Raw genomic sequence first — 19,178 nt, 5'->3', positions numbered from 1 at the left:
CTCGACCCGAGCGGCTGAAGTGCCATATGACCGAGCCATGGACAGTCTCATCGAACCCTCTTCACTGGCCGGCCTCGAGCCGGACACTATTTCAATCGCCAATGTCAATCTCTCACTCGGCAGCGGCGCGGCACGCGTTCATATCCTGAAAGATATCAGCCTTCGTGTGGCACCGGGCGAAGCGATCGGACTGATCGGACCGTCAGGCTCGGGGAAGTCGACCTTGCTGATGGTGATGGCGGGGTTGGAACGTCCTGACAGCGGAGAGGTGGTGGTCAACGGCACGCCGTTCAATGCCCTCGACGAGGACGCCCTCGCCCGCTTTCGCGGCCGGCATGTCGGCATCGTATTCCAGTCGTTCCATCTGATACCGACCATGACAGCGCTGGAAAATGTCGCGGTGCCACTGGAACTCGCCGGCAATCCCGATGCATCCGCGCGCGCCGCGCAGGAACTGCAATCGGTCGGCCTCGGCGACCGCCTGCATCATTATCCCACGCAATTATCCGGCGGCGAGCAGCAGCGCGTCGCCCTTGCGCGTGCGCTGGCACCCGATCCCGCGATCCTGGTCGCGGACGAGCCGACCGGAAACCTCGATGAAGCCACCGGCAAGCAGATCGTCGACCTGCTGTTCACCAAGCACGCCGAGCGCGGCATGACGCTGGTGCTGGTGACGCACGACACCTCGCTGGCGCAGCGCTGCGACCGCGTGGTGCGGCTGCGCTCGGGCCGGATCGACGGGCATTCCAGTACATGAGCATCGCATCCGAGGCCGCTGACCGCGGCAGCCGCGCGTCGTCGCTTGCGCTGCGCTATGCGCTTCGCGAGTTGCGCGGCGGCTTGCGCGGCTTTTACGTCTTCATCGCCTGTATCGCGCTTGGCGTGATGGCGATCGCCGGCGTCGGCTCCGTTGCGGCCAGCCTCAGCGAAGGCCTTGCGCGCGAGGGCCGTACGCTGCTCGGCGGCGACGTCGCATTCTCTCTCATCCAGCGCGAAGCCAAGCCCGACGAGATCGCGTTCCTGCGTTCGCGCGGCGACGTTTCGGTCGCGGCGACGTTGCGCGTCATGGCCCGCAGCGCCGACGGCAGGCTGGCGCTGGTCGAGCTCAAGGCGGTGGACGGCAACTATCCCATGCTGGGTGAGCTGACGCTCGATCCGGAATTGCCGATCGCGGATGTGTTGGCCGAGCGCGACGGCGCGTTCGGCGCGGCGGTGGATTCCACCCTTTTGGCGCGGCTTGACCTCAAGCTCGGCGACCGCGTCACCATCGGCAGCGCCAGCTTCCAGATCCGCACCGTTGATAGCGCCGAGCCCGACAAGCTTGCCGGCAATGTCGGCCTCGGCCCGCGTTTCCTGGTCAGCGAAGCCGGCCTGCGCGCGACCGGGTTGTTGCAGCCCGGCAGCCTGGTGCGCTGGATCTACCGCTTGAAACTACCCGACAACGCAGCCACCGACCGCGCCGCGACCGCGCTGATCGACAGCGCGCGAAGCGCGCTGCCGGCAGCCGGCTGGGAGATTCGAAGCCGCGGCAACGCCTCGCCGCAGCTCGAGCGCACCATCAGCCGTTTCACCCAATTTCTGACCCTGGTCGGCCTTGCCGCACTGTTGGTCGGCGGCGTCGGCGTCGCCAATGCGGTCAAGAGCCATATCGATCGCCGCCGCGACGTCATCGCGTCGTTCAAGGCGCTGGGCGCCACCGGCCGCGACGTCTTCACGATCTATTTGACCCAGGTGGTCGTGCTTGCCGGGATCGGCTCGGTGATCGGCCTTGCCGCCGGGGCGGCGCTGCCTTTCGTTATCGTCGGCCTGTTCGGCAAGCTGCTGCCATTGCCGGTGATTCCCGCGTTGCACGCGGACGAACTCGCGCTGTCGTTCATCTACGGCCTGCTCACGGCGCTGGCCTTCGGCCTGTGGCCGCTCGGCCGGGTGCATGATGTGCCGGTCGCGGCGCTGTTCCGCGACGAAGTAGCCCCCGAATGGCACCGCCCGCGCTGGAGCTATCTGGCGCTGATGGCGGTGGTGATTGCGCTGTTGATCGCGGTTGCGATCGGGCTTGCCTATGACAAGCGCGTCGCGGCGGTGTTCGTCGTCTCCTCAGCCGCGGTGTTCGCGCTGCTGCGCGGCGTCGCCGCCGGGCTGATGGCGCTGGCGCGCCGCCTGCCCCGTAGTCGCATCACCATGCTGCGGCTGGCGATCGCCAACATCTACCGGCCCGGCGCACTGACGCCGTCGGTCGTGATGTCGCTCGGCCTGGGGCTCGCGGTGCTGGTCACCATTACCCAGATCGACGGCAATCTGCGGCGGCAGTTCCTGGCGGCGCTGCCGGATCGCGCGCCGTCGTTCTACTTCATCGATATTCCCACCACCGAAGCCGACCGCTTCGCTGCCTTCCTGAAACAGACCGCGCCCGGATCGACCGTGGAGGACGTGCCGATGCTGCGCGGGCGGATCGCCGCCGCCCGCGGCGTCAAGGCCGAAGACCTCAAGGCGTCGCAGGATTCCGAATGGGTGCTGCAGAGCGACCGTGGCCTGACCTATACCGGCGAGATTCCCAAGGGCTCGAAGATCGTCGAGGGCGAGTGGTGGGGGCCGGATTACAGCGGTCCGCCACTGGTCTCGATGGAGAAGAAGATCGCCGACGGGCTCAAGCTCAAAATCGGCGACGAGATCGTCGTCAACGTGCTCGGCCGCGACATTCCGGCCAAAATCGCCAATCTGCGCAATATCGACTGGCAGGGCCTCGGCATCAATTTCGTGCTGGTGTTCTCGCCGAACGCCTTCAAGGGCGCGCCGCACAGCCATGTCGCGACCCTGACCGAGACCCATCCGGACGCCGCCGGCGACGCCCGCATCATCAAACAGGTGGCCGACGCCTTCCCGACGGTAACCAGCGTGCGGGTGCGCGAGGCGCTGGAAACCATCGGCAGCGTGGTCACCAACCTCGTGATGGCGATCCGCGGCGCCAGCGCGGTGACGCTGATCTCGGCCATCCTGGTGCTGGGCGGCGCGCTCGCCGCCGGCCATCGCCACCGGGTCTACGACGCGGTAATCCTGAAGACGCTCGGGGCCACCCGCGCGCGGCTGCTCGGCGCCTATGCGCTGGAATATCTGATGATCGGCTTTGCCACCGCCGTGTTCGGCGTGATCGCGGGCTCGATCGCCGCCTGGCTGATCGTGACCCGGCTGATGACGCTGAGCTTCATCTGGCAGGCCGGAAGCGCCGCCGGCGTGGTCGTGGCCGCGCTGATCGTCACGGTGGGGCTGGGACTGGCCGGGACGCTTTTGGCCCTGAACCAGAAACCGGCCACGGTGTTGCGGAATTTGTGACAATTTGTAGCGGCGGAGCGAGCAGGGTTAACGCCGTTTTTGCCCCTAAATCGCGGTTTAGAGCGACATTCGGCCGCGCGTGGAAGCTTGCAGCGAATGTGCTAGTTTCCCACATATCGGATGGGAAGAGAGCCGGTTTGATGACGCAAAATTAATGTCAGCAAAATCGCGCTATCTGAGATAGATATCTAACCGGCGTCGCAAACCCCTTGCGCTCCGCCGGGCAACCAACGGGAATTCGACCATGTCGGACCTAGACCGTAACTACGCTTCTCCTTTCGGCCGGGCCGCCGGACGCATTGACGCTGCGGCCGTCGACGCCGGTCTGCGCGCCTACATGCTGCGCATCTACAATTACATGAGCATCGGGCTGGCCATCACCGGTCTCGCGGCGCTCGGCGTCTATATGGCGGCGGTGACCGGCGATCCGGCGGCCGGCGCGGCCAAATTCGGCAACGCCTTCCTGACGCCGTTCGGCTATGCGATGTATGTGAGCCCCCTGAAGTGGCTTTTCATCTTCGCGCCCTTGCTGATGGTGTTCGTGATCTCGGCCGGCATCAACCGGCTGCAGCCCGCTGCCGCCCAGATGCTGTTCTGGGTGTTCTCGGCGCTGATGGGCGTTTCACTGTCGTCGATCTTCCTGGTGTATACGCACACCTCGATCGTGCGGGTGTTCTTCATCACCGCGGCGACCTTCGGCGCTCTGAGCCTCTACGGCTACACTACCAAGCGTGACATGAGCGGCATGGGGTCGTTCCTGTTCATGGGCCTGATCGGCATCATCATCGCGAGCCTGGTCAATTTGTTCCTGGCGAGCACGATGCTGCAGTTCATCGTCTCGGTGGTCGGCGTGCTGGTATTCGCGGGCCTCACCGCCTGGGATACCCAGCGGCTGAAGAACGACTACATCTACGGCTATGCCTCGCAGGGCGGCGTGGTGGCGGAGCGTGCGGCCATCCTTGGCGCACTCTCACTCTACCTCAACTTCATCAACCTGTTCACGCTGCTGCTGCAGCTGCTTGGCCAGCGCGACTAGCCCAAACGCCTCAGGCGGACGAATTGAAGCCCCGGCCTTACCGCCGGGGCTTTTCTTTTGGCTGAAGCAAAAATAATCTGGCGTCCATGTCACCCGCCGAAATCAGGCCCGCCACCGAGGCCGACCTCCCCTCTGTCACCGAAATCTACGAGCACGCTGTGCTCTACGGCACCGCGACGTTCGAGCTGATACCGCCGGACCTTGCCGAGATGACCCGGCGGTTCAAGGCGCTGCTGGACGGCGGATTTCCGTATTTCGTGGGCGTCCTGCAAGGCGGCGTGGTCGGATATGCCTATGCCGGCCCGTACCGTCCGCGGCCGGCCTACCGCTTCACGGTGGAGAATTCGGTCTATCTGAGACCTGCAATCCACCGCCGCGGCATCGGCCTGCAATTGATGCTGCGGCTGATCGCCGAATGCGAAGCGCGCGGCTACCGGCAGATGATCGCGGTGATCGGCGATTCCGCCAACGCCGGATCGATCGGCGTCCACACCAAAACCGGCTTCCAGATGATCGGGACCCATCCCAGTGTCGGCCTCAAATTCGGTCGCTGGCTCGACACCGTGATGATGCAGCGCGCGCTCGGCGACGGCGCGACGACTGTGCCGGGGGATGATGCAGAACAGCGCTAGTTGTCCGGTGTTATTCCGGGGCGCGAAGCGAACCCGGAACCTCGCGCCGCAGATTACGCCTAGCTAACCTCTGGATTCCGGATCCAGCGCTGCGCGCTGGTCCGGAATGACAGCATGGCTAAACCACCGCCAGCTTGCGATCGATCACCAGCAGCACGCGCTCGAGCTCCTGGCCGCGGCGCAGGATCAGGCCGGTCGCGGAGATCACGCTGTACATGCCCTGCTTGCGCGCGAGCCGCGGATCTTTTTCGATGCGGTAGATCGGGACTTCGGAAGCGCGGCGGAACACCGAGAACACCGCGCGATCCCTCAAGAAGTCGATGGCATAGTCGCGCCATTCGCCATCGGCGACCATGCGGCCATAGAGATTGAGAATACGATTGAGTTCCAGACGATTGAACGTAACGCGGCTTTGCTGGGGGCCTGCAGCGGCGGTGCGCGCCGCCGCGCGATTCTCGCTTGGATCAGTGTCCTCCGATAGCGAACTCATGGAGCGCCTCCTGTCATCCAGGCATCATCTTGTCCCGAAAACCGGTGCCCACTTTTCGGGATCATGCCGAGACGTAGATGATCGCGCCAACCGCCGGACGCTGCAAGGGGCCCTTGAGAAATACCGCCGCAGGCCCGGCCGATTGCCCGGCCTCCGGAATCCGGAAATATAGGGTCACGGGATCGTTAGCGGAATCATATTGCTGCCCCACTTCCGCCCATCGACCGCCCCGCTGCCTTGCGAAAAGAAAATCCTGCGTTGGCCCGGTCCTTTCGGTTCCGGATTCCTCAGCCCCCAGCCCCCCGGGGCCGTCGGGATCGGGCCTGTTCGCAGGGGAGCTAATCCCCGTACTGGGCCAACGAAAGTTGGTCCTTTTTCTTTTTTGGGGGGTACTTCATCACTGCCGTCATTCCGGGGCGCGCCAACGGGTCCGCGCAAAGCGCGGCCCGATGACAGGCTCCGCGCGAGCTTTGATGTGCAATTGCACATCAGAGAATCCATAACCACGATCTTGAGTATGGATTCCGGGCCTGCGCCAAGAGGCGCATCCCGGAATGACGAAAGGGAATCAGTGCAGGCTTGTGAACGCCGCGCCCAGCATCGGGCCGGGTTTGTCGCGATTGCCGTCCTGGACATAGACAACCGCGGCATCGACGCCATCGCGCGAGATATTTTCCAGCGGCACGGTCCAGCTTCCGGAACTGCCGTTCCAGTCACCCACCTTGAGCAGATTGCGCACCACATTGTGGTAGGTAATTTCCTGGCCGCGGTTTTCGCCGCGCCCGATCGCGATCGGAATGGCCTTCGAGACCGAGCAGATCCAGACTTCGCCATGCGCGGCGTTCGGCGCCTTGCTGGCCGCGACCGAAACATTGATCTGCTTGCCGGACAGCGTCATCGTGACGGGCACCGACATCACACCATCGGCCTTGCTGGTATCCTTGATCGCACCTTCGATGCCGGCGCGATCGCTGCCGATCAGATGCGCCGATCCATTGACGACAACTTGCGGCGTGTAGACGTCGCGATCGCCGCGCACATGCGAATAGGCCTTTTGCCGCGCGCTGAAGCGGGAGTCGGCGAGCGTATCCTTCCAGCCAAGATAGTCCCAATAATCGATCGGCATGCTCAGCGCGATGACATTGGGATCCTTGGCGAGCTCACCGATGATCTTGTCGGCGGGCGGACAGGACGAGCAGCCTTGCGAGGTGAACAATTCGACGACCGCACGCGGATCGGCATGGGCCGGACGGATAATTGCGATAATCGCGCATACGCTGAGCGCACCGGACCACCGCGAGATACAGTTATAGGCCATCATCGCTGTCATACTGCGAACCGGTCGTGACGATTTCCATCCGTATTTGTACGGGCATGATCTGATCCTAAAAGCGCGCCGCAAACGCGCGAAAGCGGCCTTTGTCATAGGCCGCCTTCTTTTTACCTGCCACTCACTAAGCAGTGAGCCACCGATCACAAATCCGCGTTATGCCGCCAGTTTGCGCAGCACATAATGCAGAATGCCGCCATTCCGATAATATTCGAGTTCGTCGAGCGTATCGATGCGGCACAGCAGCGGCACGCGCTGCAGCGAACCGTCACCGGACTCGATCTCCGCCGTCAGCGTTTGACGCGGCTTGAGATCGCCCTGCAAGCCCCGGATCGTCACCTTCTCGTCGCCCTTGAGGCCCAGCGACGTCCATGACGTGCCGTCCTCGAAGGTGAGCGGCAGCACGCCCATGCCGACCAGATTGGAGCGGTGGATGCGCTCGTAGCTCTGGCAGATCACGGCGCGGACGCCGAGCAGCCGCGTTCCCTTCGCGGCCCAGTCGCGCGACGAGCCGTTGCCGTATTCGGCGCCGGCGAAAACCACCAGCGGCACTTGCTCCGCCTGGTACTTCATCGCGGCGTCGTAGATCGACATCTGTTCGCCGTCGGGCCAGTGCTTTGTCAGGCCGCCTTCCGGAATGTTGCCGTCGGCGCCCTTCAGCATGAAGTTCTTGATACGGATGTTGGCAAACGTGCCGCGCATCATGATCTCATGATTGCCGCGCCGGGTGCCGTACTGGTTGAAGTCAGCCGGACGCACCTGATGCTCTGAGAGGAATTTTCCGGCCGGCGAGGTCAGCTTGATGGAGCCTGCCGGCGAGATGTGGTCGGTGGTGATCTTGTCGCCGAACATCGCCAGAATCCGCGCACCGACGACGTCGACGATCGGGTCCGGCTCTTTTTTCATGCCTTCGAAATAAGGCGGGTTCTGCACATAGGTCGAGCTCATGTTCCAGCGATAGGTTTCGCTCTCCACGGTCTTGATCTTGCGCCAGTTGGTGTCGCCCTTGAACACGTCGGCGTAGCGCTTCTTGAAGATCGTGGCGGTGACGAACTTCTTCATCACGGCGTTGATCTCTTTGGTCGTCGGCCAAATGTCCTTCAGGTACACCGGCTTGCCGTCCTTGCCCTCGCCGATCGGCTCGACCGCGAGATCCTTGGTCACCGTTCCCGCCAGTGCGTAGGCCACGACCAGCGGCGGTGACGCCAGATAGTTGGCCTGCACGTCCGGGCTGACGCGACCTTCGAAGTTGCGGTTACCCGACAGCACGGCGGCGGCGACGATGCCGTTGTCATTGATCGACTTCGAAATATCCTCCGGCAGCGGGCCCGAATTGCCGATGCAGGTGGTGCAGCCGAAGCCGACCAGGTTGAAGCCGACCTTGTCGAGATCGGCCTGCAGGCCGGAATTGGCGAGATATTCCGCCACCACCTGGCTGCCCGGGGCCAGCGACGTCTTCACCCACGGCTTTGCCTTCAGGCCTTTGGCGGCGGCGTTGCGCGCCAGCAGGCCCGCGCCGATCAGCACGCTCGGATTGGAAGTGTTGGTGCAGGAGGTGATTGCTGCGATCACGACGTCGCCATGGCCGAGATCGAAATTGTGGTTCTCGACCACATAGCGCTTGGCGGCATCGTCCGCCTTCTTGTATTCGCTGGTCATCGCGGTAGCGAAGCCTGCGGCGACCGCCGGCAGCGCGACGCGGCCCTCGGGACGCTTCGGGCCGGCCATCGACGGCACGACGTCGGCGAGATCGAGCGTCAGCGTCGCCGTGAACACGGGATCGGTCGACTTGGCGGTGCGGAACAGACCCTGCGCCTTGGCGTAGGCGGTGACCAGCTTGACGCGGTCAGCCTTGCGGCCCGAGGTCTTCAGATAGTCGATGGTCGCGGCATCGACCGGGAAGAAGCCGCAGGTCGCGCCATATTCCGGCGCCATGTTGCCGATGGTCGCCTTGTCCGCGACCGAGAGAAAATCGAGGCCAGGGCCGAAGAATTCGACGAATTTTCCGACCACGCCCTGCTTGCGCAGCATCTGCGTCACGGTCAGCACGAGGTCGGTGGCGGTGACGCCTTCCTTGAGTTGGCCCTTGAGCTTGAAGCCGATCACTTCCGGCAGCAGCATCGACAGCGGCTGACCGAGCATGCAGGCTTCCGCCTCGATGCCGCCGACACCCCAGCCGAGCACGGCGAGGCCGTTGACCATGGTGGTGTGCGAGTCGGTACCAACCAGCGAATCCGGATAGGCGACTTCAAAGGTGCCGGTCTTCTTGCCGACCGTCATCTTCTCCTTCCTGGTCCACACCGTCTGCGCGAGATATTCGAGATTGACCTGATGGCAGATGCCGGTGCCGGGCGGCACCACGGAAAAATTCGAAAACGCCTTCTGACCCCATTTCAGGAATTCGTAGCGTTCCTGGTTCTGCTTGTATTCCTCGACCACGTTCTTGCCGAACGCCTTGTTGTCACCGAAGAAGTTCACGATCACCGAGTGATCGATGACCAGATCGACCGGCACCAGCGGATTGATCTTTTCCGCATCGCCGCCGAGCTTCTGCATCGCATTGCGCATCGCGGCGAGATCGACCACCGCCGGCACGCCGGTGAAATCCTGCATCAGCACGCGCGCGGGGCGGAACGCCACTTCATGCTCGAGCGCGCGCTTCTTCAGCCATTTCGACACCGCGACGATGTCGGCCTTCTTGACGGTGCGATCGTCCTCGTTGCGCAGCAGATTTTCCAACAGCACCTTCATCGAATAGGGCAGTTTGGAAATTCCCTTCAGACCGTTCTTCTCGGCGGCGGGCAGGCTGTAATAGACATAGGACTTGCCACCGACCTTGAGGGTCTTGCGGCATTTGAAGCTGTCGAGCGATGTCATGTGAGGAAATCCCAATTGTCAGTTATACCCGGCAAGGGTATTTAAACACCGTCCGCGAGGCCGGCCTTTGGCTTGCAGTCGCCGATTGTGTGCTGCATCAAGTTCGGGGCTTATAGAATCTTTCCAGAAGCGCCGCCACACTGACAATCGTGCTGCAGCAATGCGGTACCCACAAATTCCGATGCGGTACCCTTAGTTTCCAAAGGGCTGTAAAGGGGCAAAATGCAGCTCTTGGGACGCAGTATCTGTTGTGTGCGAGGCGGCCGTGAGGTGTTTTCCGGCCTCGATTTCGAGGCCGCCTCGGGCCGGGCGCTGGCCGTCATCGGCCCCAATGGATCCGGCAAAACCTCGCTGCTGCGGCTGATCGCGGGCCTGCTGGTGCCATCGGCCGGATCGATTGATCTGCAAGGCGGCGGGACCGAGCTGACGCTGCCCGAGCAGTCGCATTATCTCGGCCACCGCGACGCCCTGAAGCCGGCGCTGAGCGTGCGGGAGAACCTGTCGTTCTGGCGGGATTTCCTCGGCGGCGATGCCGGGGATGGGGAACAAACCCTCGCTCAAATCGGCCTCGGCCACGCGGCGCATTTGCCGGCGGCCTACCTGTCCGCCGGCCAGCGGCGGCGGCTCTCGATCGGCCGGCTGCTCGCGGTGCGACGCCCGGTCTGGCTGCTCGACGAGCCGACCTCGGCGCTCGATACGGCCGGGCAGGATTTGTTCGCGGGCCTGATGCGCGACCATCTTGGAAGCGGCGGAATCATCATCGCCGCCACCCACGCCCCGCTCGGGATCGCGACCAGGGAACTTCGGATGGGAGGCGCGACATGACCGCCCTCGCCGCGCTGATTCGGCGGGACATCAGAATCGCGCTGCGCGTCGGCGGCGGGGCGCTGATCGGCGTGCTGTTCTTCCTCACCGTCACCGTGCTGATGCCGTTCGCGGTCGGCCCCGATCTGGCGCTGCTGACACGGCTGGGGCCGGCCATTCTCTGGCTCGGCGCGCTGCTGGCCAGCCTGCTGACGCTCGACCGACTGTTCACGGCCGACCATGAGGACGGCTCGCTCGACCTGATCGTGATGAGCCGGATGCCGCTGGAACTGGCCTGTGCCGCCAAAGCGCTGGCGCACTGGCTCGCGGCGGGGCTGCCATTGATAATCGCCACGCCGGCGCTGGGGCTGCTGCTCAATCTCGACGCCGCGTCGACTTCGGCGGTGGCGCTGACGCTGCTGGCGGGCACGCCGGCGCTGACTTTTACCGGCATGATCGGTGCCGCGCTGGCCGTGACCTTGCATCGCGGCGGCTTGCTGCTCGCGGTGCTGGTGCTGCCGCTGTCGATCCCCGTCCTGATCTTCGGCGTTGCGGCCTCGCAGGCCGCGATCACCGGCCCGCTGTCGTTCGGAACGCCGTTTTCGATCCTGTGCGCGCTTTCCCTCGTAAGTTTCGTGATCGGGCCGTTTGCAGCCGCCGCCAGTTTGCGGCACGGCCTGGACTGACACCGGTTTGACGCCGATCAACTCTCGCGGAGGCCAAATGAAACAAAGCATGCCACATTGCCTGCCCGGCCGCTGACGACTATCAGGGTGCCATGACGCTGATCGACCTCGCCAACCCCACAAAATTCCTGTCGCTGACGGCGCGGGTGCTGCCGTGGCTTGCGGGTGCTACCGCAATCCTGCTGCTGATCGGTTGCTATCAATCGGCCATGGCGCCCGACGACTATCAGCAGGGCGCCACCGTCAAGATCATGTTCATCCACGTGCCGAATGCGTGGCTGTCGATGTTCGTGTGGGGCGTGATGAGCCTGGCCGCCCTGGGCACGCTGGTGTGGCGGCATCCGCTGGCGGATGTCGCGGCCAAAGCGGCAGCCCCGATCGGCGCCGCGTTCACGTTCCTGGCGCTGGTCACGGGTTCGCTGTGGGGCCGGCCGATGTGGGGTACCTATTGGGAGTGGGATGCGCGGCTGACGTCGGTGTTGATCCTGTTCTTGATGTATCTCGGCCTGATCGCGCTGTGGCGCGCGGTGGACGATCCGTCGCGCGCGGCGCGGGCTGCGGCGATCCTGACCCTGGTCGGCGCGATCAATCTGCCGATCATCAAATTCTCGGTGGACTGGTGGAACACGCTGCATCAGCCGGCCTCGGTGATGCGGCTGGGCGGGCCCTCGCTCGACCGCGCCTTCCTGATCCCGCTGCTCGTCATGGCCGTCGCCTTTTCGCTGCTGTTCGTCACGCTGCATCTGGCGGCGATGCGCAACGAGATCTTGCGCCGCCGCGTGCGCGCCTTGCAGATGATGCAAGCCAGCCAGCAGGCGGCGTGACGCGATGGCGCTCGGTCCCTACGCCTCCTTCATCGTGACTTCCTATGCGTTGGTAACAGGAGTGGTTTTGATTCTGATTGTCTGGATCGCCGTCGACTATCGCCGCCAGAAGGAGCGCCTGCGCGATCTCGAGGCCAGCGGCGTGGTCAGGCGCTCCGGCCGTAGCGCAGCGGATATCTGATGAGCGAGCCCGCGACCACCAACGAGACATCACCGCGGGGCCGGCGCTGGCTGGTGAGCCTGCCGCTGCTCGGCTTCATCGCGTTGGCCGGACTGTTCCTGCTGCGGCTGCACGGCGGCGACCCCTCGAGAATTCCCTCCGCCCTGATCGGCCGCCCGGCGCCGCAAACCGTGCTGCCGGCGCTCGAAGGCCTCGTCGTCAACGGCGCGCAAATACCGGGCCTCGATCCGGCCGCGTTCAAGGGCAAGGTCAGCATCGTCAATGTCTGGGCGTCCTGGTGCGTGCCATGCCACGACGAGGCGCCGCTGTTTGTCCAACTGGCCAAGGACAAGAGGCTGCAAATGGTCGGCATCAATTACAAGGACGGGCCCGACAACGCCCGCCGCTTCCTCGGCCGCTACGGCAATCCGTTCGGCATCGTCGGCGTCGACGGCAACGGCCGCGCCTCGATCGAATGGGGCGTCTACGGCGTGCCCGAGACTTTCGTGGTCGGCCGCGAGGGTACCATTCTCTACAAGATGGTAGGACCGGTGACGCCGGAGAACATCGACAGCGTGCTCAAGGTCGAGATCGAGAAGGCGCTGAAAGCGGGATCCTAATCTACTCGTCATTCCGGGATGCGCCTCTTGGCGCAGGCCCGGAATCCATACTCACGATGGTGGTTATGGATTCTCTGATGTGCAAGTGCACATCATAGCTCGTGCTGCGCACGCCCCGGAATGACGTAGACAAATAATTTTCCGCTTTTATCTGCCGTTCATTTCACGGCCATGGCGCTGCCACGAATTCAAAGCTACCTCCATGACGTTACTTAAACCGTCCTTGGAGGGACACACCCAATGCGTCATTTCACGCTCGCTTCACTTCTCGCTACTGCGCTCACTTTAGGTCTGATGACGGCGACGCCGTCGATGGCCCAGACCGCGCAGCCCGCGGCCAAATCCGACAGCAAAATGGCGCCCGCGCCGAAGCCGGCCACCGAGTCGAAGATGGCGCCGGCCCCGAAAGCGGACCTGCTCGACATCAACTCCGCGAGCGCCGACCAACTCGACGCGCTGCCGGGCATCGGCAAGGCCTATTCGGCGGCGATCATCAAGGGCCGTCCCTACAAGGGCAAGGATGACCTGGTGAACAAGAACATCGTCCCGCAAAAGACCTATGACGGCATCAAGGACAAGATCATCGCCAAGCAGAAGAGCTGATCCCTCAGCGTCATTGCGAGCGAAGCGAAGCAATCCATAGCGCCACATGCGGTAAAATGGATTGCTTCGTCGCGGAGCTTGTCATCGGGCGCGCGTTCGCGCGACCCGTTGGCTCCTCGCAATGACGGCGGAGAGACGATCCTCACCCCTTCGACACATCGCCCGCTTCCGCCTCGCTCGCCTCGAGCGTGGCCGGCTCCAGATGGTAGCGCTTCGTCAGCGGCATCTGGGCGATCGCAAAGATCATCGTCAGCGGAATCACGCCGAACGCCTTGAAGCCGACCCAGAAATCGGTCGTCTGGGTGCGCCAGACGATTTCGTTCAGGACCGCCATCGCAAGGAAGAACAGCGCCCAGCGCATCGTGAGGATGCGCCAGCCATGCGGCGTCAGGTTGAACATCTGGTCGAACATGATGGCGATGAAGGAGCGGCCGAACAAAAGCCCGCCGCCCAGCACGGCCGCGAACAGCCCATAGATGATGGTCGGCTTGACCTTGATGAAGGTTTCGTCGTGCAGCACCAGCGTCAGCGTGCCGAACACGATGACGATGATGCCGGTGACGATCGTCATGACAGGCACGTGCCGCGTCACCACATAGGACGCGATCATCGCCGCCACGATCGCCACCATGAACGCGCCGGTGGCGACGAACAGATGGAATTTGGCGTTTGCGACAAAGAATACGAGCAGCGGACCGAGCTCGGTCGCGAGTTTGAACAACGGATGCGGCTGGGTCTTGTCCATCACTTAATCCATCAAACCTTACTTGCCGCCATCCTTCGAGACGGCGCTTCGCGCCTCCTCAGGATGAGGACTTCCCGTATCTCTCCCCTCATCCTGAGGAGCGCGCACTCGCGCGCGTCTCGAAGGATGAAGCCTATTCAATTCCCGCAATCGCCTGCGCGAAATCGCGTGCGGTGAACGGCGCGAGATCGTCGACGCCTTCGCCGACGCCGATGAAGTGCACCGGCAATTTGAATTTCTCCGACAGCGCCACCAGAATGCCGCCCCGCGCGGTGCCGTCGAGCTTTGTCATGACAAGCCCCGTGACCCCGGCGGTACGATGAAACGCTTCGACCTGCGACAGCGCATTTTGTCCCACCGTGGCATCGAGCACCAGCAGCACGGCATGCGGCGCCGAGGCATCGACCTTCTTGATGACGCGAACGACCTTTTCCAGTTCGTTCATCAGTTCGGCCTTGTTCTGCAGCCGGCCGGCGGTGTCGATCAGGAGCACGTCGAGCTTTTGCTCTTTCGCCGCCGTAAGGGCATTGAAGGCCAGGCTCGCCGAATCCGAGCCCTGCGCGCCCGCGATGACCGGCGATTTGGTGCGTTCGCCCCAGATCTTCAGCTGCTCGATGGCGGCCGCGCGAAACGTATCGCCGGCGGCCAGCATGACCTTGCGGCCCTCGGCAGAGAGTTTCGCGGCGAGCTTGCCGATGGTGGTGGTCTTGCCGGAACCATTGACGCCGACCACGAGAATGACGAACGGCTTTTGCGCCGCATTGATCTCCAGCGGTTTTGCCACCGGCGCCAGCACTTTTTCGACTTCGGTCGCGACCACCGTCTTCACGTCGTCCGCCGAGATCGCCTTGTCGTAACGCCCCTTGCCGACCGCGTCCGCTATGCGGACGGCAACCTCGGTCCCGAGATCGGCGCGCAGCAGCACATCCTCGATATCGTCGAGCATGGCACGGTCGAGCTTGCGCTTGGTGACGAGATCGGCGACCGCGGTCCCGAGCGCACCAGAGGTCCGCTTCAGGCCGCCGGACAGCCGCCGCCACCAGCTCAGTTTGGGGGTTCCCGCAGTGGTATCGTTCATGGCGCGGCTGTGTTAGCGGTTTCGCGTCATGAGCGAAAGTCTCGAACGATTGATCGATGTTCCCGAATTGACCGCGGAGGAAATCCAGGCGCGGGTGCTCCACCGCGACGGATTGATGCTGGTCATCGACAAGCCGGCGGGGCTGCCGGTGCATCGCGGCCCCAAGGGCGGCGCCAATCTGGAGGCGTCGTTCGACGGCTTGCGATTCGGCCTGCCGCGGCCGCCGGTGCTGGCCCACCGGCTCGACAAGGACACATCCGGCTGCCTCGTTTTGGGGCGCCACCGCAAGGCGACCGCATCGCTTGGCCTGCTGTTCAAGCACGGCAAAATTTCAAAGACCTATTGGGCCGTCGTTGAAGGCGGGCCTGCCGAAGATCAAGGCACCATCGACATGCCGCTCGGCCGGCTGAATGTCGAACGCGGCTGGTGGCAGAAGCCGGACCCCGACGGTCAAAAGGCCGTCACAAACTGGAAGGTGCTGGGGCGCGGCGATGGTCTTGCCTGGCTCGCGCTCGAACCGGTCACCGGCCGCACCCATCAGCTGCGCGTCCATTCCACTGCGACCGGCTGGCCGATCGTCGGCGACAATATTTACGGCAACGGCCCGCGTTTCGGCGAGCCGCGGCTACATCTGCATTCCCGCGAGATCGGGATCCCGATTTCGAAAAACAAGGAACCCGTACACGTGATCGCGCCGGCGCCGCCGCATATGCACGAGCGGCTCAGGGTGTGCGGGTGGAACGGGGAGTAGGCGCCGAACGAGCGCAACTCTTGCCGCAAACTGCACTCGTCATCATCCGCGAAAGCGGATGATCCAGTATTCCAGAGAAATTCGTAGTCGACCGAGAGGCCGCGGCATACTGGGTCGCCCGGTCATAGGCGAGCGGAAGCGACGCCGTCCTTCGGACGGCTATGCCGGGCGATGACCGTCTGGGATCAGCCGCACACCATCATGTCCGGCGATTGTCAGCGCCCGCACCGCGCCCGGCGTTTGGCCACTGATCGCCACCGGCAAAAAGTGCTCCGTCCGCCCCTGCTTGCCGCTCTCGATCAAGACCTGACGCGTTGCACCAATCTCGGCAGCGAGCCGCTTCCGCAGCGCCGCCTCACCCGTCGCGCGCAATCGTTTCGCACGCGCCTTGATCGCCTCGCCCGCGACCTGCGGCATTCGCGCGGCCGGCGTGCCCGGACGTTTTGAGTAGGGAAACACGTGCAGGAAGGTGAGGCCGCATTCCTCCACCAGATCCTGCGAACGCGCGAACATCTCTTCGGTTTCGGTCGGAAAACCGGCGATGATGTCGGCACCAAGCGCGATGTCCGGCCGCAGCCGCCGCACCTGCGCGCAGAATGCGATGGCATCGTTGCGCAAATGCCGCCGCTTCATCCGCTTCAGGATCAGATCGTCGCCGGACTGCAGCGACAGGTGCAGATGCGGCATCAGGCGGTCATCGTCGGCGACGACGTCGAGCAGATCACGGTCGGCCTCGATCGAGTCGATCGATGAAATCCGCAGACGCTTGAGCTCGGGCACGTGCCGCAGGATCTGCTTTGTCAGCTGGCCGAGTTTGGGCGTGCCCGGCAGATCCGCGCCATAGCTGGTGAGGTCGACGCCGGTCAGCACAATCTCCGCATGGCCACGTTCGACCAGCGCGCGGACCTGGTCGACCACCGCGCCCATCGGCACCGAGCGCGAATTGCCGCGGCCATAGGGAATGATGCAGAAGGTGCAGCGGTGGTCGCAGCCGTTTTGCACCTGCACGAACACCCGCGGCAGGCCGTTCTGAAAGCCTTCCAGCAGATGCGGCGCCATCTCCGTGACCGCCATGATGTCGGCGACCGCGATCTTCTCGCCGGCGGCAATGCCAAATCCGGCGTCGAAGGCGGCGCGCGCGTTGCGCCAAGCCTCGCCCCGCATCTTGTCGTCATTGCCGACGACGCGATCGACCTCCGCCATCCCGGCGAACATTTCGGCCTGCGTCTGCGCCGCGCAGCCGGTGACGACAATCCGCAGCCCAGGCCGCTCGCGCTTCAACCGGCGGATTGATTGCCGCACCTGGGCTACCGCCTCATTGGTGACCGCGCAGCTATTGATGACGATGGTGTCGGAAAGCCCCGCCTTCTCTGCCTCGTGCCGAATCACTTCGGATTCGAAGGCATTGAGGCGGCAGCCGAAAGTGAGGACCTCGACACTCATGATTTAGGCGACGGACGCAAACAGCGCAGGATCGAATCGTCCCTCATATTCGAAATCAGCGGTGCCCGTCATCAGCACATGGTCGTCGCGCTCGCGCCATTCGATCGAGAGCTTTCCGCCCGGCAGCGTAATCTCGACCAGACGATTGGCGCGCTTCAGCCGCGCCGCCGCAACCGCGGTGGCACACGCCGCCGAGCCGCAGGCCCTGGTCAGCCCGACGCCACGCTCCCAGGTGCGGATCGTGATGTGATCGCGATCGACGATATGGGCGAGCGTGATATTGGCGCGCTCCGGAAAAATCGGATGATTTTCCAACAACGGGCCGAAGCGGTCGAGATCATAGGCGTTGACGTCATCGACCCAGAAGATCGCATGCGGATTGCCCATGCTGACCACGGACGGTGAATGCAGCACCGGCGCATCGATCGGTCCGACCTGCAATTCGATGTAGCGGGTATCGCGAAACTCTTCGGCCAGCGGAATATCCTGCCAGCCGAATTTCGGCGCCCCCATGTCGACGGTATACAGATCGGGCGCCGGGCCCTTCCAGCAGTTCAACAGCCCGGCCCGGGTCTCGAAAGTGACCGCGGTCTGGCCGGTCTGCTCGAACAGGCGGCGCACCACGCAGCGCATGCCGTTGCCGCAGGCGCCGGCCTCCGAACCGTCACTGTTGTAGATGCGGATGAAGGCCTCGGTGCCCTGTAGCCGCGGCGGCTGCAGCACCATCAACTGGTCATAGGGCACGCCCGCCGGCGAGGCGACCGCACGCGCCTCCTCCGCCGTCACGACGGCGGGCTTGTCGCGCAAATCGACCACGACGATTTCGTTGCCAATGCCGTTCATCTTGGCAAATGCGTGGTTGGCGAGCGCGCTCATGGAATTTCCCAATTTATGCCTGTCTTATATGGCGAATGATGGCGGATTGGCCAGTCCGCCGGGGCTGCAAGGCCCCATGACGCATCTGTCATGGGACGAAAGCGGAACTTGCGTGTTAGGAATGGCAGCGTCTTTGCGGGCGTGAGCCGGGACCTACCGCGACCGCTTGGAATGGGGATGGAGAATATCGAAATGAACCGTATCGGCACCTTCCGAGCCGCCCTGGTCGCGCTGATCCCGATCGTGGCAATCGCGTTTGGCAGCGCCGCGCTGGCGCAAACGCCCGCGCCGGCGGCCTCGCCCACCGCAACGCCTGCGCCGGCCCCGTCCGCGACGCCGGTTCCGCCGCCCGCCGAGACCAAATCGCCGGCCGATACTCCCGCGGCCGCCCAGACGCCGGCGCCGCCGCCGATCGCACCGGTCCAGACCGCCGACCCCTTTGGCGAGCAATTCACGCTGGAGCCCAAAAAGGTGGTGGTCATGAAGGGCACGGCCAACTGGGATGCAGCCTTCGACACCCTGATCGAGTCGTTCAAGGCACTGACCGCACTGCTCGACAAGCAGGGCATCAAGGCGTCAGGCAATTCGATGATCGTCTACACCTCGACCGACGATACCGGCTTCACCTTCCTGGCCGAAATTCCGGTCGAGCAGGATCCGAAGAACCTGACCAAGGACATGAGCATGGGCAAATCGCCCGACGGCAAGGCGCTCAAATTCGTCCATCGCGGCTCCTACGACAATATGGACAACACCTATGAGGCGATCACCAATCACCTCGACGACAAGAAGCTGGAAGCCAAGGACACCTTCATCGAGGAATACATCACCGATCCCCTGAAGACGGCGGAGGACAAGCTGGTGATCAACGTCTACGTGCCGTTGAAGTGAGACCC

The 19,178-nt window shown here is 63.8% G+C and carries 19 protein-coding genes; 12 read left to right on the top strand and 7 right to left on the bottom strand.

The window, feature by feature from the left end; genetic code table 11:
- Positions 1-37 precede the first annotated feature (37 nt).
- From NL528_RS02190 to NL528_RS02175, 4 genes are all read left to right on the top strand, one after another.
- Positions 38-757, top strand: a complete 720-nt coding sequence (locus tag NL528_RS02190) for an ABC transporter ATP-binding protein (RefSeq protein ID WP_309181104.1) — start codon at positions 38-40, stop codon at positions 755-757.
- A complete protein-coding gene (locus tag NL528_RS02185) occupies positions 754-3,327 on the top strand; it encodes an FtsX-like permease family protein (RefSeq protein WP_309181103.1) in 2,574 nt (857 codons plus the stop codon). The genes NL528_RS02190 and NL528_RS02185 overlap by 4 nt, the downstream gene beginning before the upstream one ends.
- A 244-nt stretch (positions 3,328-3,571) precedes the next feature.
- Positions 3,572-4,363 (top strand): Bax inhibitor-1/YccA family protein, encoded by a 792-nt coding sequence (locus tag NL528_RS02180; protein WP_309181102.1) that lies wholly within the window; start codon positions 3,572-3,574, stop codon positions 4,361-4,363.
- Positions 4,364-4,449: 86 nt separating this feature from the next.
- Positions 4,450-4,995 (top strand): N-acetyltransferase family protein, encoded by a 546-nt coding sequence (locus NL528_RS02175; protein WP_309181101.1) that lies wholly within the window; start codon positions 4,450-4,452, stop codon positions 4,993-4,995.
- A 118-nt stretch (positions 4,996-5,113) separates the two neighbouring features.
- Here NL528_RS02175 and NL528_RS02170 read toward each other — a convergent pair whose 3' ends face one another.
- The 3 genes from NL528_RS02170 to acnA all read right to left on the bottom strand — a co-directional run bounded on the left by NL528_RS02170 (position 5,114) and on the right by acnA (position 9,692).
- Entirely contained in the window at positions 5,114-5,485 is a 372-nt protein-coding gene (locus NL528_RS02170) for a DUF2794 domain-containing protein (protein ID WP_074271927.1), read from the bottom strand.
- Positions 5,486-6,053: 568 nt separating this feature from the next.
- Positions 6,054-6,815, bottom strand: coding sequence for a DUF1223 domain-containing protein (locus NL528_RS02165; protein ID WP_309181100.1), 762 nt, complete (start codon positions 6,813-6,815; stop codon positions 6,054-6,056).
- A 156-nt stretch (positions 6,816-6,971) separates the two neighbouring features.
- Complete coding sequence (gene acnA, locus NL528_RS02160; protein ID WP_309181099.1) at positions 6,972-9,692, bottom strand: aconitate hydratase AcnA; 2,721 nt, start codon at positions 9,690-9,692, stop codon at positions 6,972-6,974.
- A 222-nt stretch (positions 9,693-9,914) separates the two neighbouring features.
- Here acnA and ccmA point away from each other — a divergent pair, with 222 nt between their 5' ends.
- The 6 genes from ccmA to NL528_RS02130 all read left to right on the top strand — a co-directional run bounded on the left by ccmA (position 9,915) and on the right by NL528_RS02130 (position 13,389).
- Positions 9,915-10,517: a heme ABC exporter ATP-binding protein CcmA gene (gene ccmA, locus NL528_RS02155; protein ID WP_309181098.1), complete on the top strand. Its 603-nt coding sequence runs from the start codon at positions 9,915-9,917 to the stop codon at positions 10,515-10,517.
- Positions 10,514-11,182, top strand: a complete 669-nt coding sequence (gene ccmB, locus NL528_RS02150) for a heme exporter protein CcmB (RefSeq protein ID WP_309181097.1) — start codon at positions 10,514-10,516, stop codon at positions 11,180-11,182. Before ccmA ends, ccmB begins: the two co-directional genes overlap by 4 nt.
- A 92-nt stretch (positions 11,183-11,274) precedes the next feature.
- The gene (locus NL528_RS02145) at positions 11,275-12,006 is read left to right on the top strand and encodes a heme ABC transporter permease (protein WP_074271932.1); all 732 of its coding nucleotides are present in this window, start codon (positions 11,275-11,277) and stop codon (positions 12,004-12,006) included.
- Positions 12,007-12,010: 4 nt separating this feature from the next.
- Entirely contained in the window at positions 12,011-12,187 is a 177-nt protein-coding gene (gene ccmD / locus NL528_RS02140) for a heme exporter protein CcmD (RefSeq protein WP_309181096.1), read from the top strand.
- A complete protein-coding gene (locus NL528_RS02135) occupies positions 12,187-12,786 on the top strand; it encodes a DsbE family thiol:disulfide interchange protein (protein ID WP_309181095.1) in 600 nt (199 codons plus the stop codon). The genes ccmD and NL528_RS02135 overlap by 1 nt, the downstream gene beginning before the upstream one ends.
- A 240-nt stretch (positions 12,787-13,026) precedes the next feature.
- Positions 13,027-13,389, top strand: coding sequence for a helix-hairpin-helix domain-containing protein (locus NL528_RS02130; RefSeq protein WP_074271935.1), 363 nt, complete (start codon positions 13,027-13,029; stop codon positions 13,387-13,389).
- 142 nt (positions 13,390-13,531) lie between these two features.
- Here the strand turns inward: NL528_RS02130 and NL528_RS02125 are convergent, their stop codons facing one another.
- Both NL528_RS02125 and ftsY read right to left on the bottom strand, forming a co-directional pair.
- Positions 13,532-14,134: a septation protein A gene (locus tag NL528_RS02125; RefSeq protein WP_074271936.1), complete on the bottom strand. Its 603-nt coding sequence runs from the start codon at positions 14,132-14,134 to the stop codon at positions 13,532-13,534.
- A gap of 133 nt (positions 14,135-14,267) precedes the next feature.
- Complete coding sequence (gene ftsY / locus NL528_RS02120) at positions 14,268-15,212, bottom strand: signal recognition particle-docking protein FtsY (protein ID WP_309181094.1); 945 nt, start codon at positions 15,210-15,212, stop codon at positions 14,268-14,270.
- Between the two features lie 28 nt (positions 15,213-15,240).
- Here ftsY and NL528_RS02115 point away from each other — a divergent pair, with 28 nt between their 5' ends.
- Complete coding sequence (locus NL528_RS02115) at positions 15,241-15,963, top strand: RNA pseudouridine synthase (protein ID WP_309181093.1); 723 nt, start codon at positions 15,241-15,243, stop codon at positions 15,961-15,963.
- Positions 15,964-16,122: 159 nt separating this feature from the next.
- Here NL528_RS02115 and mtaB read toward each other — a convergent pair whose 3' ends face one another.
- Complete coding sequence (gene mtaB, locus NL528_RS02110; RefSeq protein WP_309181092.1) at positions 16,123-17,406, bottom strand: tRNA (N(6)-L-threonylcarbamoyladenosine(37)-C(2))-methylthiotransferase MtaB; 1,284 nt, start codon at positions 17,404-17,406, stop codon at positions 16,123-16,125.
- Between the two features lie 3 nt (positions 17,407-17,409).
- Positions 17,410-18,282: a diaminopimelate epimerase gene (dapF, locus tag NL528_RS02105; protein WP_309181091.1), complete on the bottom strand. Its 873-nt coding sequence runs from the start codon at positions 18,280-18,282 to the stop codon at positions 17,410-17,412.
- 192 nt (positions 18,283-18,474) lie between these two features.
- Here dapF and NL528_RS02100 point away from each other — a divergent pair, with 192 nt between their 5' ends.
- A complete protein-coding gene (locus tag NL528_RS02100; protein ID WP_309181090.1) occupies positions 18,475-19,173 on the top strand; it encodes a GyrI-like domain-containing protein in 699 nt (232 codons plus the stop codon).
- The last annotated feature ends 5 nt before the right edge of the window (positions 19,174-19,178 follow it).

The organism is Bradyrhizobium sp. Ash2021 (genome assembly GCF_031202265.1).
Taxonomy (GTDB): domain Bacteria; phylum Pseudomonadota; class Alphaproteobacteria; order Rhizobiales; family Xanthobacteraceae; genus Bradyrhizobium.
The sequence above is the reverse complement of the archived record's forward strand: the minus strand, read 5'-3'. Positions and strand labels throughout refer to the sequence as shown.

Coding starts and splice junctions, on each gene's coding strand:
- NL528_RS02190 (WP_309181104.1), top strand. CDS start 38: ATGGACAGTCTCATCGAACCCTCTTCACTGGCCGGCCTCGAGCCGGAC.
- NL528_RS02185 (WP_309181103.1), top strand. CDS start 754: ATGAGCATCGCATCCGAGGCCGCTGACCGCGGCAGCCGCGCGTCGTCG.
- NL528_RS02180 (WP_309181102.1), top strand. CDS start 3,572: ATGTCGGACCTAGACCGTAACTACGCTTCTCCTTTCGGCCGGGCCGCC.
- NL528_RS02175 (WP_309181101.1), top strand. CDS start 4,450: ATGTCACCCGCCGAAATCAGGCCCGCCACCGAGGCCGACCTCCCCTCT.
- NL528_RS02170 (WP_074271927.1), bottom strand. CDS start 5,485: ATGAGTTCGCTATCGGAGGACACTGATCCAAGCGAGAATCGCGCGGCG.
- NL528_RS02165 (WP_309181100.1), bottom strand. CDS start 6,815: ATGACAGCGATGATGGCCTATAACTGTATCTCGCGGTGGTCCGGTGCG.
- acnA (WP_309181099.1), bottom strand. CDS start 9,692: ATGACATCGCTCGACAGCTTCAAATGCCGCAAGACCCTCAAGGTCGGT.
- ccmA (WP_309181098.1), top strand. CDS start 9,915: ATGCAGCTCTTGGGACGCAGTATCTGTTGTGTGCGAGGCGGCCGTGAG.
- ccmB (WP_309181097.1), top strand. CDS start 10,514: ATGACCGCCCTCGCCGCGCTGATTCGGCGGGACATCAGAATCGCGCTG.
- NL528_RS02145 (WP_074271932.1), top strand. CDS start 11,275: ATGACGCTGATCGACCTCGCCAACCCCACAAAATTCCTGTCGCTGACG.
- ccmD (WP_309181096.1), top strand. CDS start 12,011: ATGGCGCTCGGTCCCTACGCCTCCTTCATCGTGACTTCCTATGCGTTG.
- NL528_RS02135 (WP_309181095.1), top strand. CDS start 12,187: ATGAGCGAGCCCGCGACCACCAACGAGACATCACCGCGGGGCCGGCGC.
- NL528_RS02130 (WP_074271935.1), top strand. CDS start 13,027: ATGCGTCATTTCACGCTCGCTTCACTTCTCGCTACTGCGCTCACTTTA.
- NL528_RS02125 (WP_074271936.1), bottom strand. CDS start 14,134: ATGGACAAGACCCAGCCGCATCCGTTGTTCAAACTCGCGACCGAGCTC.
- ftsY (WP_309181094.1), bottom strand. CDS start 15,212: ATGAACGATACCACTGCGGGAACCCCCAAACTGAGCTGGTGGCGGCGG.
- NL528_RS02115 (WP_309181093.1), top strand. CDS start 15,241: ATGAGCGAAAGTCTCGAACGATTGATCGATGTTCCCGAATTGACCGCG.
- mtaB (WP_309181092.1), bottom strand. CDS start 17,406: ATGAGTGTCGAGGTCCTCACTTTCGGCTGCCGCCTCAATGCCTTCGAA.
- dapF (WP_309181091.1), bottom strand. CDS start 18,282: ATGAGCGCGCTCGCCAACCACGCATTTGCCAAGATGAACGGCATTGGC.
- NL528_RS02100 (WP_309181090.1), top strand. CDS start 18,475: ATGAACCGTATCGGCACCTTCCGAGCCGCCCTGGTCGCGCTGATCCCG.